13 protein-coding genes are annotated in these 13,945 nt (G+C 57.9%); 10 read left to right on the plus strand and 3 right to left on the minus strand.

Annotated elements, in window-relative coordinates:
- The 4 genes from yidC to AC1V0D_RS19085 all read left to right on the plus strand — a co-directional run bounded on the left by yidC (nt 1) and on the right by AC1V0D_RS19085 (nt 4,871).
- Nucleotides 1-1,647 carry a membrane protein insertase YidC gene (gene yidC, locus AC1V0D_RS19070; protein ID WP_009088294.1) on the plus strand — a complete coding sequence of 549 codons (1,647 nt, stop codon included), beginning with the start codon at nt 1-3 and terminating at the stop codon, nt 1,645-1,647.
- Between the two features lie 91 nt (nt 1,648-1,738).
- Nucleotides 1,739-3,103, plus strand: coding sequence for a tRNA uridine-5-carboxymethylaminomethyl(34) synthesis GTPase MnmE (gene mnmE / locus AC1V0D_RS19075; RefSeq protein WP_009088296.1), 1,365 nt, complete (start codon nt 1,739-1,741; stop codon nt 3,101-3,103).
- Between the two features lie 250 nt (nt 3,104-3,353).
- Complete coding sequence (locus AC1V0D_RS19080; protein ID WP_046100914.1) at nt 3,354-3,944, plus strand: malonic semialdehyde reductase; 591 nt, start codon at nt 3,354-3,356, stop codon at nt 3,942-3,944.
- A 177-nt stretch (nt 3,945-4,121) separates the two neighbouring features.
- Nucleotides 4,122-4,871 (plus strand): 4'-phosphopantetheinyl transferase family protein, encoded by a 750-nt coding sequence (locus tag AC1V0D_RS19085; protein ID WP_046100915.1) that lies wholly within the window; start codon nt 4,122-4,124, stop codon nt 4,869-4,871.
- A gap of 41 nt (nt 4,872-4,912) precedes the next feature.
- Here the strand turns inward: AC1V0D_RS19085 and AC1V0D_RS19090 are convergent, their stop codons facing one another.
- The gene (locus AC1V0D_RS19090; RefSeq protein ID WP_140923976.1) at nt 4,913-6,226 is read right to left on the minus strand and encodes an NCS2 family permease; all 1,314 of its coding nucleotides are present in this window, start codon (nt 6,224-6,226) and stop codon (nt 4,913-4,915) included.
- Between the two features lie 152 nt (nt 6,227-6,378).
- Here AC1V0D_RS19090 and yieH point away from each other — a divergent pair, with 152 nt between their 5' ends.
- Both yieH and AC1V0D_RS19100 read left to right on the plus strand, forming a co-directional pair.
- Nucleotides 6,379-7,038 carry a 6-phosphogluconate phosphatase gene (yieH, locus tag AC1V0D_RS19095; protein WP_009088307.1) on the plus strand — a complete coding sequence of 220 codons (660 nt, stop codon included), beginning with the start codon at nt 6,379-6,381 and terminating at the stop codon, nt 7,036-7,038.
- Nucleotides 7,039-7,046: 8 nt separating this feature from the next.
- The gene (locus tag AC1V0D_RS19100; protein ID WP_046100916.1) at nt 7,047-7,979 is read left to right on the plus strand and encodes a GlxA family transcriptional regulator; all 933 of its coding nucleotides are present in this window, start codon (nt 7,047-7,049) and stop codon (nt 7,977-7,979) included.
- Here the strand turns inward: AC1V0D_RS19100 and AC1V0D_RS19105 are convergent.
- On the minus strand, nt 7,964-8,959 hold the full coding sequence (locus tag AC1V0D_RS19105) for an acyltransferase (protein WP_009088311.1): 996 nt from the start codon (nt 8,957-8,959) through the stop codon (nt 7,964-7,966). The two genes, AC1V0D_RS19100 and AC1V0D_RS19105, sit on opposite strands and share 16 nt — an antisense overlap.
- Before the next feature lie 220 nt (nt 8,960-9,179).
- Between AC1V0D_RS19105 and glyQ the strand changes: the two genes are divergently transcribed.
- Together glyQ and glyS are read left to right on the plus strand one after the other, a co-directional pair.
- Nucleotides 9,180-10,091 (plus strand): glycine--tRNA ligase subunit alpha, encoded by a 912-nt coding sequence (glyQ, locus tag AC1V0D_RS19110; protein WP_003849680.1) that lies wholly within the window; start codon nt 9,180-9,182, stop codon nt 10,089-10,091.
- A gap of 9 nt (nt 10,092-10,100) precedes the next feature.
- Nucleotides 10,101-12,170 (plus strand): glycine--tRNA ligase subunit beta, encoded by a 2,070-nt coding sequence (gene glyS / locus AC1V0D_RS19115; protein WP_009088313.1) that lies wholly within the window; start codon nt 10,101-10,103, stop codon nt 12,168-12,170.
- Between the two features lie 570 nt (nt 12,171-12,740).
- Here glyS and AC1V0D_RS19120 read toward each other — a convergent pair.
- Entirely contained in the window at nt 12,741-12,950 is a 210-nt protein-coding gene (locus tag AC1V0D_RS19120) for a SymE family type I addiction module toxin (RefSeq protein WP_046100917.1), read from the minus strand.
- 368 nt (nt 12,951-13,318) lie between these two features.
- On the opposite strand from AC1V0D_RS19120, the gene AC1V0D_RS19125 reads away from it, so the two are divergent.
- Nucleotides 13,319-13,603: a damage-inducible protein J gene (locus AC1V0D_RS19125; RefSeq protein WP_482907914.1), complete on the plus strand. Its 285-nt coding sequence runs from the start codon at nt 13,319-13,321 to the stop codon at nt 13,601-13,603.
- Nucleotides 13,600-13,899, plus strand: coding sequence for a type II toxin-antitoxin system RelE/ParE family toxin (locus tag AC1V0D_RS19130; protein ID WP_009088318.1), 300 nt, complete (start codon nt 13,600-13,602; stop codon nt 13,897-13,899). The genes AC1V0D_RS19125 and AC1V0D_RS19130 overlap by 4 nt, the downstream gene beginning before the upstream one ends.
- The last annotated feature ends 46 nt before the right edge of the window (nt 13,900-13,945 follow it).

Here is a 13,945-nt window from a genome sequence, read left to right on the forward strand (position 1 = left end):
ATGGATTCGCAACGCAATCTCTTTCTCATCGCTTTTCTGTTCGTGACCTTTATGATCTGGCAAGCCTGGCAGACGGACCACGCTCCGCAGCCACAGCAGACGCAGACCACACAGGGCACCAACAGCGTAGCGGGTGATACCGCCAGTCAGGGTGTACCGGCCAGCGGTCAGGGCCAGACGATCACCGTTAAGACCGATGTCCTGTCATTAAATATCAACACCCGCGGCGGTGATGTAGAACAGGCACAGCTGCTGACTTTCCCGGACAAACTGGGTTCTGACCAGCCGTTCCAGCTGCTTGAAACGACGCCAGCCTTCCTTTATCAGGCGCAGAGTGGTTTAACCGGCCGTAATGGTCCGGATAACCCGAACAACGGTGCGCGTCCGCTGTTCACCACGGCACAGGATCACTTCGAGCTGGCTGATGGCCAGGCTGAACTGCGTGTGCCGATGACCTATACCGCTGAAAATGGCGTGGTTTACACCAAAACCTTCATCTTCAGGCGTGGCGAATATGCCGTTAATGTCGACTATCATGTCAACAACACCACCCAGCAGCCGCTGGAAGTGTCGCTGTTTGGCCAGCTGAAGCAGACTATCGATCTGCCTAAGCATCGTGATACCGGCAGCAACAACTTTGCACTGCATACCTTCCGTGGCGCGGCGTACTCCACCAGCGAGTCGAAATATGAGAAGTACAAATTCGACACCATCGCGGATAACGAGAACCTGAACACCACCACCAGCAATGGCTGGGTGGCGATGCTGCAGCAGTACTTTGCAACCGCATGGGTTCCGCGTACCGAAGGCACCAACACCCTTTACACCAGCAACCTGGGTAACGGCGTGGCGGCGATTGGCTATAAATCTGCACCGGTAACCATCGCCGCAGGCGCACAGCAGAATCTGGGCGCAACCCTGTGGGTCGGCCCGGAAATTCAGGACAAGATGGCTGCTATTGCGCCGCACCTTGATCTGACCGTGGATTACGGCTGGTTGTGGTTTATCTCTCAGCCGCTGTTCAAGCTGCTGAAATTTATCCACAGCTTCATCGGTAACTGGGGCTTCTCCATTATCGTGATCACCTTCATCGTGCGCGGCATCATGTACCCGCTGACCAAAGCGCAGTACACCTCGATGGCGAAAATGCGCATGCTGCAGCCGAAAATTCAGGCGATGCGTGAGCGTCTGGGTGATGACAAGCAGAAGCAGAGCCAGGAGATGATGGCGCTGTATAAAGCAGAGAAGGTGAATCCGCTGGGTGGCTGTCTGCCGCTGGTGATTCAGATGCCTATCTTCCTGGCGCTCTACTACATGCTGTCAGGCTCGGTTGAACTGCGTCATGCGCCATTCATTCTGTGGATCCATGACCTGTCTGCGCAGGACCCGTACTACATCCTGCCGATTCTGATGGGCATCACCATGTTCTTCATTCAGAAGATGTCACCGACCACCGTGACCGATCCGATGCAGCAGAAGATCATGACGTACATGCCGGTGATCTTCACCGTCTTCTTCCTGTGGTTCCCGTCAGGTCTGGTGCTGTACTACATCGTCAGCAACCTGGTCACCATTCTCCAGCAGCAGCTGATTTATCGCGGCCTGGAAAAACGTGGTCTGCATAGCCGCGACAAGAAGAAAGCGTAAGCGATCCAGCGCGGGAGCCATCCCGCCCTATATAGTCTATTCTCAGGCGGTCAAAGCGACCGCCTGTGTTTTTTGTAGCGAGAGAAAATTTATGAGCCACAGCGATACCATTGTTGCCCAGGCAACACCGCCCGGACGCGGCGGCGTCGGCATTCTGCGCGTCTCTGGCGCACAGGCGGCAGAGGTCGCCCGCCAGCTGCTGGGCAAACTGCCTAAGCCACGCTACGCCGATTATCTGCCGTTTACCGACAGCGACGGCAGCGTGCTGGATCAGGGTATCGCGCTGTGGTTCCCTGGCCCCCATTCCTTTACCGGCGAAGATGTGCTGGAGCTGCAGGGCCACGGTGGCCCGGTGATCCTCGACCTGCTGCTGAAGCGCATCGTGGCCCTGCCAGGCGTGCGGATTGCTCAGCCGGGTGAGTTTTCCGAACGGGCGTTCCTGAATGACAAGCTCGATCTGGCGCAGGCCGAAGCGATTGCCGATCTGATTGATGCCAGCTCCGAACAGGCCGCTCGTTCAGCCGTTAACTCGCTGCAGGGCGCTTTCTCGGCCCGTATTCATCATCTTGTGGAAGCACTCACGCATCTGCGCATCTACGTCGAAGCCGCGATCGACTTCCCGGATGAGGAGATCGATTTCCTCTCAGACGGCAGAATTGAAGCGCAGCTGAATACGGTGGTCAGTGACCTGGATGCCGTCCGTGCCGAAGCGCGTCAGGGCAGCCTGCTGCGTGAAGGGATGAAGGTGGTGATTGCAGGCCGGCCAAATGCCGGTAAATCGAGCCTGCTGAATGCGCTGGCGGGCCGTGAAGCCGCCATCGTGACCGACATTGCGGGCACCACCCGCGACGTGCTGCGCGAGCATATTCATATTGATGGCATGCCGCTGCACATCATCGACACCGCCGGTCTGCGTGAGGCCAGCGACGAAGTGGAGCGCATCGGGATTGAGCGCGCCTGGCAGGAGATTGAACAGGCGGATCGCGTGCTGTTTATGGTGGACGCCACCACCACCGATGCCACCGAAGCGGCGGCCATCTGGCCCGATTTCGTTTCGCGTCTGCCGCCACAACTGCCGATCACGGTCGTGCGTAATAAAGCGGATGTGACCGGTGAGTCTCCCGGTCTGACGGACGTCAATGGTCACTCACTGATTCGTCTGTCGGCACGTACCAGCGAGGGCGTCGATGCGCTGCGGGATCACCTGAAGCAGAGCATGGGCTTCTCCGGCAATATGGAAGGGGGCTTCCTGGCGCGTCGCCGTCATCTGCAGGCGCTGGAGTTAGCGGCAACCCACCTGCAGCAGGGCAAAGCACAGCTGCTCGGCGCCTGGGCGGGCGAGCTGCTGGCTGAAGAGCTGCGCCTTGCTCAGCAGGCGTTAAGCGAGATCACCGGCGAGTTCACCTCTGACGATCTGCTGGGACGTATTTTCTCCAGCTTCTGTATTGGTAAATAATCCCTCTGGCCTGGCGGCGTGGGCTGTCAGGCTGGCTTTCCCGCCGTGCGCGTTCCTCCGTTATTCCCCTCTCTGCAGTGATTCTTGCCGATATGTTATTTTGCGGCGGCACGCCATTATCGTATAACGGTAGAGGCGCCGATCTGATGTGCCGCCGTGAGCGATCCCGCTCCAGCCGCGTCAGGCCGCAAGCCGACCCTATACGTGAAGCTATTCGGGCGAACCTTTTCGCCTGCTACAGGAGAGTTGCATGAGTACACCGCTCGATAAGACCGCTCTGGACACGCTGTTTAACGACGCCCGCACCCACAGTTACTGGCAGGATAAGCCGGTCGATAATGCCCTGCTGGAACAGCTCTATACCTTAACGGCTCTGGGGCCAACGTCGGCAAACTGCTCGCCTGCGCGTTTTGTTTTTGTGACCTCGGCGGAGGGGAAAGAGAAGCTGAAACCGGCCCTCTCTTCAGGCAATCTGGACAAAACCATGAGCGCACCGGTCACGGTGATTGTGGCGTGGGATCGTGAGTTCTATGAGCAACTGCCCGCCCTGTTCCCGCATGCTGATGCGCGCAGCTGGTTTACCGGCAGTCCGGAAGCGGCAAAAGAGACAGCTTTCCGTAACAGCAGCCTGCAGGCGGGTTACCTGATTCTGGCGGCCCGTTCGCTGGGGCTGGATGCCGGTCCGATGTCCGGTTTTGATCCGGCGAAAGTGAACGACGCCTTCTTCCCGGACGGTCAGTATCAGGTCAACCTGCTGATCAACCTTGGCTATGGTGAGGCATCAAAACTGCATCCGCGCCTGCCGCGTCTGAGCTTTGAGCAGGCAAGCCGTTTCGCCTGATGCTACCCGCGTCGCGATCCGCATCGCGACGCTTCTCCCAGGCGCTCCCGCCTGCTCTGTGCTCTCCGTTCGTCCTATTCCGAATTTAGCCCAATCCGTGCGTTGCCGGGTGCATTAAGTTAAGAAAATTCTTACAATGCCTCTGATGATTATCTGACCATTTTCACGGAGCGACAGATGGCTGGTCATTTTGTACGCTGGACGGGTGACCCCGGTTTCCCGGCCAGTGAGATGCACATTCCCCAGGCAATCCGGGACACGGCACAGCAGTTTGCTGACAAACGCCGTGGACGCTTCCTTGCCGCGCGTATCCTGCTGGCACAGCTGATGCAGCGGATTTATGGCATCAATGAGTTGCCGCGCTTAACCATTCAGGATAACGGACGGCCCGCCTTTGCCGACCGCGATCTGCCCGATTTCAGCATCGCCTATGCGGGTAATACCGTAGGGGTGCTGCTGGCCGAAGAGGGCGGGCGTGCCGGTCTGGATATGGAGATTGTGCATGCGCGGAGCCGTCAGACGCAGGAGCAGCTGATTCAGGGGCTGACCTCCGGCGAAATCGCCTGGATCAATGCCCAGCAGGATGCGATGGAAGCGGTGACCCAGATCTGGACGCTGCGCCAGAGCATTCTCAAGCTGACGGGAGAGGGCGATCGGGGGCTGGATTCGCTGCGTCTGCTGCCGGGTGCAGGGCGGCTGCGGTCGTCGCTCTATCCCGATATTCAGGTGGTCTGCGATGCAGAGCCTGTGCTGGTCTGGTCGTGTGCGCTCTCATCCGCGACCCAGCGGCTCTATCTGTGGGAGATGGATAACGCCTTTCAGTGGCGCGCATTACGGGAAATGGAGATGGGCAAGCCCAATATCGGGCCGCATGCGCTGCGGCTGACCAGCCTGCCCAGCGAGCGCAATCTGCATCCTGAGATGTGACAACGCCGCAACCGGTGGGTTGCGGCGCTCAGTCACAGCGCTCAGTGCGCGTCGATAAAGACAATCTTCAGTACGAACAGCAGGGCAACAATCACCACGCAGGGGCTGATTTCACGCCAGCGCCCGGTGCCCAGCTTCATCACGCAGTACGCGATAAACCCCAGCGCAATGCCTTCGGTGATAGAAAAGCTGAACGGCATCATGGCGGCGGTGACAAATGCCGGAACGGCTTCGGTTAAGTCATCCCAGCGCACGCGCGACAGGCTGGCCGTCATCAGCACACCCACGTAAATCAGCGCGCCCGCCGCGGCGTAAGCCGGCACCATGGCCGCCAGTGGTGACAGGAACGTCACCAGCAGGAACAGCAGGCCGGTGACGACCGCCATCAGGCCGGTACGGCCACCAATCGCCACCCCGGAGGAGCTCTCAATATAGGCGGTCACCGAGGAGGTGCCCGCCAGCGCGCCACTCACTGAACTGATGCTGTCGACATACAGCGCCTGCTGCATGCGCGGGAAGGTGCCGGTTTCATCGGTCAGGCCCGCTTTATCGGTGACGCCAATCAGCGTGCCGGAGGAGTCGAACAGATTGACCAGCATAAAGGAGAAGATCACCCCGGCCATGCCGATGTTGAATGCGCCTTTGATATCGACCTGACCGACCACCGACGTTACCGACGGTGGCGCGGAGAAGAGGCCGACAAACTTCACATCGCCCAGCATCCAGCCGATAGCCGTGGTGATCACCATGGAGATCAGCACCGCCGCGTGGATATTACGCGACGCCAGAATGGCGATAATAAAGAAGCCCAGCGCGCCCAGGAGCACGCTGTGCGAGGTCAGGTTGCCGACGGCCACCAGGGTATCGGGATTAGGCACGATAATGCCCGCATTCTTCAGCCCCATCATGGCGATAAAAAGGCCGATCCCGGCGGTAATGCCGACGCGCAGGCTAAGCGGGATATTGGCAATCATCCAGTAGCGGACCCGAAGCAGCGTCAGGATCAGCAGGCCGACTGCACCCCAGAAAATGGCGCCCATGCCGACCTGCCAGGAATACCCCATTGCCCCGACCACCACAAAAGCGAAAAAGGCGTTCAGTCCCATAGCGGGTGCCAGCGCTACCGGCAGATTGGCAAACAGGCCCATCAGAATGCTGCCGAAGGCGGCAATCAGACAGGTGGTGACAAACACCGCCTGCGTATCCATGCCCGCGACGCCCAGGATCTGCGGATTGACGAAGACGATATAGACCATCGTCAGAAAGGTGGTGATACCCGCGATCACTTCGGTACGCACCGTGGTGCCATGTTCCTGCAGCCTGAAAATGCGCTGCAAAACGCCTTGCTTGCTCATGCCATCCATCCAGAAGAAAAAATCATCGGCGCGTATCCTGGCGATTTTACCGGGGCAATACAATGATTTTTCGCAACCGATTGCCAGTCTCGCAATCTGTACGGAGTGCGGTAAAGTGAGGAACCCACACCTGAATCGAAGGATAGAATCTGATGTCAGTAGAATGCGTCTTTTTTGATTGCGATGGCACGCTGGTGGACAGTGAACTGCTCTGCACCCAGGCCTACGTGAATACCTTTGCCCGCTATGGCCTGACGCTGTCGCTGCAGGAGATGTTTGAAAAGTATAAGGGCGTCAAACTTTACGACATCATTCGTGATGTGGGTGAGGCGCATCAGGTATCTCTGCCGATGGAGGAGGTCGAAACCGCCTACCGCGCGGAAGTGGCGCGACTGTTCGACCAGCAGCTGCAGCCGATCGCCGGTGCGAAAGCGCTGGTGGAGCAGATCAGGGTGCCGATGTGCGTGGTCTCAAACGGAACCGTAAAGAAGATGCAGCACTCGCTGGGATTAACCGGCATGCTGCCGCTGTTTGCTGAGCACCTCTACAGTGGCTATGACATTCTGCACTGGAAGCCCGATCCGGAACTGATGTACCACGCGGCGGAGCAGATGCAGGTGCCGATTGAGCGCTGCATTCTGGTGGATGACTCCGAAGCGGGCGCCCGCGCCGGGATCGCCGCCGGGATTCCGGTCTACTACTACTGCGCAGACGCGCATAACCCGGAACTGGATCATCCGCTGGTGACGCGCTTCGATGACATGGCGCAGCTGCCTGCGCTGTGGCGCGCCCGTGGCTGGGATCTGGTGTAGCGCGGCCCATGAGTCACACCGTCTGGTTTTTAACCCTGCCTGGCGTCATGGTGCTGGATCTGACCGGTCCGGCCGAGACGCTGAAACTGGCGGGCGATCATTTTACGCTGCGCTACATTGGCCCGCAGCCGGAGGTTGTCTGCTCCACCGGCATGACCATTGGCGGCATCGAACCGCTGCCGGAGCAGCTTCCCGCCGACAGTCTGCTGGTGGTGCCGGGCGTCTATGACTCCCGGCACTGCTTCGCCACGCCGCAGGCCGCCGAGGCGCGCCAGTGGCTGATCCGGCAGCAGGCTGCGCTGCGCGCGCAGACCTGTATGCTGGTCTGCGTCTGCTCAGGTGCCCTGCTGGCCGCGCAGGCGGGGCTGCTGGATGAGGTTGAATGCACGACGCATCATGATGTGATTGCCCGTCTGAAAGCGGCCGCCCCGCGCGCACGGGTCAAAGAGAACCGTGTCTTTGTCGGGCACGGGAACATCTGGACCAGCGCGGGCATCACGGCGGGTATCGACCTGGCGCTGCATCTGATTAATCAGCTCTGCGACACGCCCACGGCGCTGGCGGTGGCGCGCGAAATGGTGGTCTGGTTTCGGCGCGCCGGTGATGATCCGCAGCTCTCGCCGTGGCTGCGTTACCGCAACCATCTCCATCCCGCCATTCACCGGGCGCAGGATCTGATGATTGCCCATCCTGAGCATGGCTGGACGCTGACCGAACTGGCCGGACGCACGCACGTCAGCAGTCGCCATCTGGCACGGCTCTTTCGTCAGCATCTGGGGATCAGCGTGCGTGAGTATCACGAACAGCTGCGGGTGGGCGTGGCGCGTCAGCGGCAGCAGCAGGGAGAGTCCGCCGAGAAAGCGGCGCTGGCGGCAGGATTTTCATCGGCGCGCCAGCTACGACGCGCCCGTCAGCGCGAAGCCGATCAGCTGACAAAGTGACGGGTGTCGACGCGTTTCAGTGCCATGCCCAGCAGCAGGCTGCCGCCCAGCGTCAGCCCGAACACCCAGGGCAGGTCGAGCCACGGGCGTGACATGTCATCGTAGTGATGCGTGCGCAGATAGTGGATAAACAGCGCGTGAAAGCCGTAGATCGGCAGTGAATAGCGCGCAATCAGCGAAAAACCGGGCAGGGTGCGCTGGTTGAGACAGTTTTTAAACACCACCAGCAGGCTAATCGCGGCGATAAACACCAGCGGTCCGCAGTAGAGATACCAGGTATCGTTAAACGCGCCATTAACGATCAGCGCCTTTTTGGTGCCGAGGGTAATGCCCGCCACACAGGCGATAAACAGCCCGGCGGCGAGCGGTGTCAGGCCGCGCCGGGTGGTCTCCATCGAACCGATAGCCCGCCCCAGCAGTGCATAGAGCAGATAGTAGATACTGTCGCCACTGACATAGAGATTCACCGGCAGAAAATGAAAGGGGCCCAGCGACTGGCTGACCGTATTCGGGTTGGCCAGCACCGCCAGCACCAGTACCAGCAGCGCCACATAGCGCGCCTGCACCGTTTTCACCTGAATCAGCGGCGACAGCAGATAGATACCGATCAGCGCAAAGAAGAACCAGAGGTGATAAAACACCGGCTTCTGCAGCATCTTCAGGATCGATCGCCCTTCGCTGATGGGGGTCAGCCAGGTGATATAGGCGAGTGACACGGCGCTGTAGAACAGCAGGCAGAGAACCAGCCGGAGCATATGGCGCGGCTGGGCGCTGCGCTCACCGAAAAAGAGGTAGCCGGAGATCATAAAGAAGAGCGGAACGCAGACGCGTGAGGCCGAGTTCAGCAGATTAGCGGCATCCCAGGCGACCCCCTTTACCGCCATCGGCCCGGTGATGTACCAGGTGGTGGTGTGAATGACGATCACCATCAGGCAGGCAACCGCGCGTAAATTATCGATCCAGTAAATCTTCTGCGGCATAGCGTCCTCTTGCGCATAGCGTCCGTGCGGGAAAGGGTAGCCAAATGCGACCAGTGCAACAACTGCCGCCAGCAGGATTCAGACCCCTCTGTACACCAGCGTGCTGAATCCCCCTTAAACGGGCCGCTATCGTCCGGGATTTACGGCTGCACATCGCGCGGTCAAAGGGTATACTGTCGGCCTCTTTTTTTAATCCAACCGAAGCGCGTGCACACTTAACATGCAAAAGTTTGATACCAAGACCTTTCAGGGGCTGATCCTGACCTTGCAGGATTACTGGGCGCGTCAGGGCTGCACCATTGTTCAACCGCTGGACATGGAAGTGGGCGCTGGCACTTCACACCCGATGACCTGCCTGCGCGCACTGGGCCCGGAGCCGATTGCCGCCGCCTACGTGCAGCCATCACGCCGTCCTACCGATGGCCGCTACGGTGAAAACCCGAACCGTTTACAGCACTACTACCAGTTCCAGGTAATCATCAAACCTTCACCGGATAACATTCAGGAGCTCTACCTTGGCTCACTGAAAGAGCTGGGTATGGACCCGACGGTGCATGACATTCGCTTCGTCGAAGATAACTGGGAAAACCCGACGCTGGGTGCCTGGGGACTCGGCTGGGAAGTGTGGCTCAACGGCATGGAAGTGACGCAGTTCACCTACTTCCAGCAGGTTGGCGGCCTGGAGTGTAAGCCGGTGACCGGCGAGATCACCTACGGCCTGGAACGTCTGGCGATGTATATCCAGGGCGTCGACAGCGTTTACGATCTGGTGTGGAGCGACGGTCCGCTGGGCAAAACCACCTACGGCGACGTGTTCCATCAGAACGAAGTGGAGCAATCCACCTATAACTTCGAATACGCCGACGTCGACTTCCTCTTTACCTGCTTTGAGCAGTATGAGAAAGAGGCACAGCATCTGCTGGCGCTGGAAAAACCGCTGCCACTGCCCGCCTACGAACGCATTCTGAAAGCGGCGCACAGCTTTAACCTGCTGGATGCCCGCAAAGCGATTTCGGTCACGGAGCGTCAGCGCTATATCCTGCGCATCCGTACTCTGACCAAAGCCGTGGCTGAAGCTTACTACGCCTCTCGCGAGGCGATGGGCTTCCCGATGTGCAATAACAAAAAGTAAGAGGCAGCCATGACTGAACAAACCTTCCTGGTGGAGATCGGCACCGAAGAGCTGCCACCAAAAGCTCTGCGCAGCCTGGCGGAAGCCTTTGCTGCGCAGGTTACCGCGGAACTGGATGCCGCGAACCTGAGCCACGGCGAGGTCAGCTGGTTTGCTGCACCGCGTCGCCTGGCGCTGAAAGTGGCGAACCTGAGCGCCGCACAACCCGATCGGGAAGTGGAGAAGCGCGGACCGGCCGTCGCTGCGGCGTTTGACGCGGACGGCAACGCCACCAAAGCGGCCGAAGGCTGGGCGCGCGGCAACGGCATCACCGTCGATCAGGCCGAACGTCTCGCTACCGATAAAGGCGAATGGCTGGTTTATCGCGCCCAGGTGAAAGGCGAAGCGGCTCAGACGCTGCTGCCAGCAATGATTGCTAACGCGCTCGGCAAACTGCCGGTGCCAAAACTGATGCGCTGGGGCGACAGCGATGTGCAGTTTGTCCGTCCGGTACACACCGTGACGATGCTGCTGGGCGATGAGCTGATCCCTGGCACCATTCTGGGCATTGAGTCAGGACGTCACATCCGCGGCCACCGCTTCATGGGCGAAAACGACATCATCCTTGAGAGCGCCGATCAGTATCCTGACGCGCTGGAAAAGCGTGGCAAAGTGATCGCCGATTATCAGACCCGTAAGGCGATGATCAAAGCGGATGCTGAAGCGGCCGCGCGCCGTTTAGGCGGCAATGCCGATATCAGCGACAGTCTGCTGGAAGAGGTCACGTCGCTGGTGGAGTGGCCAGTGGTGCTGACTGCCACCTTTGAAGAGAAATTCCTCAAGGTGCCCGCCGAAGCGCTGGTTTACACCATGAAGGGCGATCAGAAATATTTCCCGGTGTATGACAACGACGGTAATCTGCTGCCGAACTTCATTTTCGTCACTAACATCGAATCCAGCGATCCGCGCCAGATTATCGCGGGCAACGAAAAAGTGGTGCGTCCACGCCTGGCCGATGCGGAGTTCTTCTTTAATACCGACCGTAAAAAGCGTCTGGAAGATCACCTGCCGCGTCTGGAAACCGTGCTGTTCCAGAAAGAGCTGGGCACGCTGCGCGATAAAACCGATCGCATTCAGGCGCTGGCGGGCTGGATCGCCGGCCAGATCGGCGCCGATGTGAATCACGCCACCCGTGCCGGCCTGCTGTCGAAGTGCGACCTGATGACCAACATGGTCTTTGAGTTCACCGACACCCAGGGCGTGATGGGCATGCACTACGCGCGTCACGACGGCGAAGCCGAAGATGTGGCGGTCGCGCTGAATGAGCAGTATCAGCCGCGTTTTGCCGGTGACGATCTGCCGTCCAGCCCGGTTGCCTGTGCGCTGGCGATTGCCGATAAGATGGATACCCTGGCCGGTATTTTCGGAATTGGTCAGCATCCGAAAGGCGACAAAGATCCATTCGCGCTGCGTCGTGCGGCGCTGGGCGTGCTGCGTATCATCGTTGAGAAGAACCTGCCGCTGGATCTGCAGACCCTGACGGAAGAAGCGGTGCGTCTGTATGGCAGCAAGCTGAGCAACGCCCGCGTGGTGGATGATGTGATCGACTTTATGCTGGGTCGCTTCCGCGCCTGGTATCAGGAAGAGGGTCACAGCATCGATACGCTGCAGGCGGTACTGGCGCGTCGTCCGACCCGTCCGGCTGACTTTGATGCCCGTATGAAAGCCGTGTCGCACTTCCGTACGCTGGAGGCGGCGTCAGCACTGGCAGCGGCAAACAAACGCGTCTCAAATATTCTGGCAAAAGCGACTGAACCGCTGAATGAGAGCGTGCAGGCGTCGCTGCTGAAAGAGAATGAAGAGATCCAGCTGGCGACTTTTGTCACCGCGCTGAGCAGCAAGCTGCAACCTTACTTCGCGGAAGGCCGTTATCAGGATGCGCTGGTCGAACTGGCACAGCTGCGTACCGCGGTCGATAACTTCTTCGATAAAGTGATGGTGAACGCCGACGATCAGGCGGTGCGAATCAATCGCCTGACGCTGCTGTCAAAACTGCGCGAGCTGTTCCTGCAGGTGGCGGATATCTCGCTGCTGCAGTAATCCTCTCTGGTTGAGGCAAAAAGGGACGAGCAATCGTCCCTTTTTTATTTTTTTCTGGTCTGCATCCTGAATCCGGCGGTCAGCGTGACCGTTTCAGCGACCGTTTTTTTTTGCTTAGGCTCTCGGGGGCGTGGCGTCTGGCAGAACGTGGGAATAGCGGCAGGTGGCGTAGTGCTTACTGATGGGCTGATGTCAGCGCTATTAGTGGGGCGGCATCAGAGGAGAAATTATAAGTAATAAGTTTGAGGATAAAGTTAATGGAAAAATAAAAAAGCACCGGACAGACCCACTTTTACTGTTTTCCTGTTAAGCACGATTTATTATGGATTTTGTTCTTTTCGTTTGTTTTCTTGATTAATAAAGTAGTCATGAAGTTAATTACATCCGGAGACATTGATTTATCCAACAGGTCATTAAGCTACCTGTCTATTGTGAGTCTGATTATTGGCATAGCGTTGGCATCAGGAATAGGGATCTTTGCCACGATAGAAGAACGCAAAGCCCGCAAATCTCCCCCATCATATCCACAATAATCCCGGCCCAATTGAGCCGGTATTCTTTACCTGCCAATCACTCCTCAGCCAGGCGGATAATCAGCTGCCCCTGCCCGACAATGATGCTGACCGGCTGGCCTATAATAAATCCCCACTGTTCCAGCCATCGTCCTTTAATAGTCAGTTGAGGTAATGGATTCGGTCTGCCGCCATTGGGACGATATCCGACGATACTTTTGCGTGCTTGGGGTACAGCGGGTTCTGACGTAGAATCTGTTCCAGCCATAATTAACTCCAGTTCAGTTAGTTGTGGTCAGCGGGCTGTTGGTGTTCCACCACCTTCAGCCCGCGCTAATAATCTCTCGTTATGCTCTTCCTTTGCAGTTTTCTCCTGTTCAAATATACACCGCCTGCTTTGTAAACTCGCTGAAAGCCAGGTAATAGATTGCGAGGCGTCTCTGAGAAACGGATTGTTTCTCCGTTTACCATTTCGTTTGCATCCTCTTCCCCATATCCTCTTCAGCACCCGTAATCGGTTATTTAGTTCTATTAGCGTGGCGATTTCCGGCATCGCTTAAGCGTGAGATGAAGGTGACAGAGAAAAGGATAACAGGCATGATGACACCACAAATGACACCACGCGAGAGGCAGCTTATGAGCACCATCCACTTCAGGATTGATGACGACGTTAAACGACTTGCCATGCAGGCAGCCGAGCGCCAGAAGAAGACACTGACAGAGGTTGTGCGTCAGCGAGTGGAAGAGCTGGCTGCTGAAGAGCGGCAATATCAGGATGGCCAACATGATGCATGGCTGGAACAGCAAATCACGGCGGCGTTCAGCCGTTATGATGCCGGTGAAAGTGAGTTCATCAGTAACGATGAAATGAATGCCCGCATGGAAGAGCTGAAAGCGCAGGCCGCGCGGGGAACATTGTGATATCAGGCGTTCAATGGGAAAAACAGGCGCAGGCTGACAGGGAGACGATATTTCGTTATCTGTATCGTGAGGCTGGCCTGCTGGTAGCCAGTGCAACAGACGATAAGTTTACCCGTATGGCCAGTCTGCTTAGCGAGAACCCGCGGGCCGGAATAAAAGTCGGCACAGAAAAACAATATAAACTGGTGGTGCCGCGCTTTCCGTTCATCATTATCTATGTTGCCGAAACAGAGGGAGTTCGCATCCTGAGGATACTTCACACATCCCGGAAAATAACAGGCCGCTATCAGCGATAGTCAGCCAGTTCATCCTGCGTCAGATTGTCAGGCCTGAGGACGTCGT

The sequence above is a fragment of the Pantoea sp. PA1 genome (genome assembly GCF_056856975.1).

Coding starts and splice junctions, on each gene's coding strand:
- glyQ (WP_003849680.1), top strand. CDS start 9,180: ATGCAAAAGTTTGATACCAAGACCTTTCAGGGGCTGATCCTGACCTTG.
- AC1V0D_RS19105 (WP_009088311.1), bottom strand. CDS start 8,959: ATGCCGCAGAAGATTTACTGGATCGATAATTTACGCGCGGTTGCCTGC.
- AC1V0D_RS19090 (WP_140923976.1), bottom strand. CDS start 6,226: ATGAGCAAGCAAGGCGTTTTGCAGCGCATTTTCAGGCTGCAGGAACAT.
- yidC (WP_009088294.1), top strand. CDS start 1: ATGGATTCGCAACGCAATCTCTTTCTCATCGCTTTTCTGTTCGTGACC.
- mnmE (WP_009088296.1), top strand. CDS start 1,739: ATGAGCCACAGCGATACCATTGTTGCCCAGGCAACACCGCCCGGACGC.
- yieH (WP_009088307.1), top strand. CDS start 6,379: ATGTCAGTAGAATGCGTCTTTTTTGATTGCGATGGCACGCTGGTGGAC.
- AC1V0D_RS19125 (WP_482907914.1), top strand. CDS start 13,319: ATGAGCACCATCCACTTCAGGATTGATGACGACGTTAAACGACTTGCC.
- AC1V0D_RS19120 (WP_046100917.1), bottom strand. CDS start 12,950: ATGGCTGGAACAGATTCTACGTCAGAACCCGCTGTACCCCAAGCACGC.
- AC1V0D_RS19080 (WP_046100914.1), top strand. CDS start 3,354: ATGAGTACACCGCTCGATAAGACCGCTCTGGACACGCTGTTTAACGAC.
- glyS (WP_009088313.1), top strand. CDS start 10,101: ATGACTGAACAAACCTTCCTGGTGGAGATCGGCACCGAAGAGCTGCCA.
- AC1V0D_RS19100 (WP_046100916.1), top strand. CDS start 7,047: ATGAGTCACACCGTCTGGTTTTTAACCCTGCCTGGCGTCATGGTGCTG.
- AC1V0D_RS19085 (WP_046100915.1), top strand. CDS start 4,122: ATGGCTGGTCATTTTGTACGCTGGACGGGTGACCCCGGTTTCCCGGCC.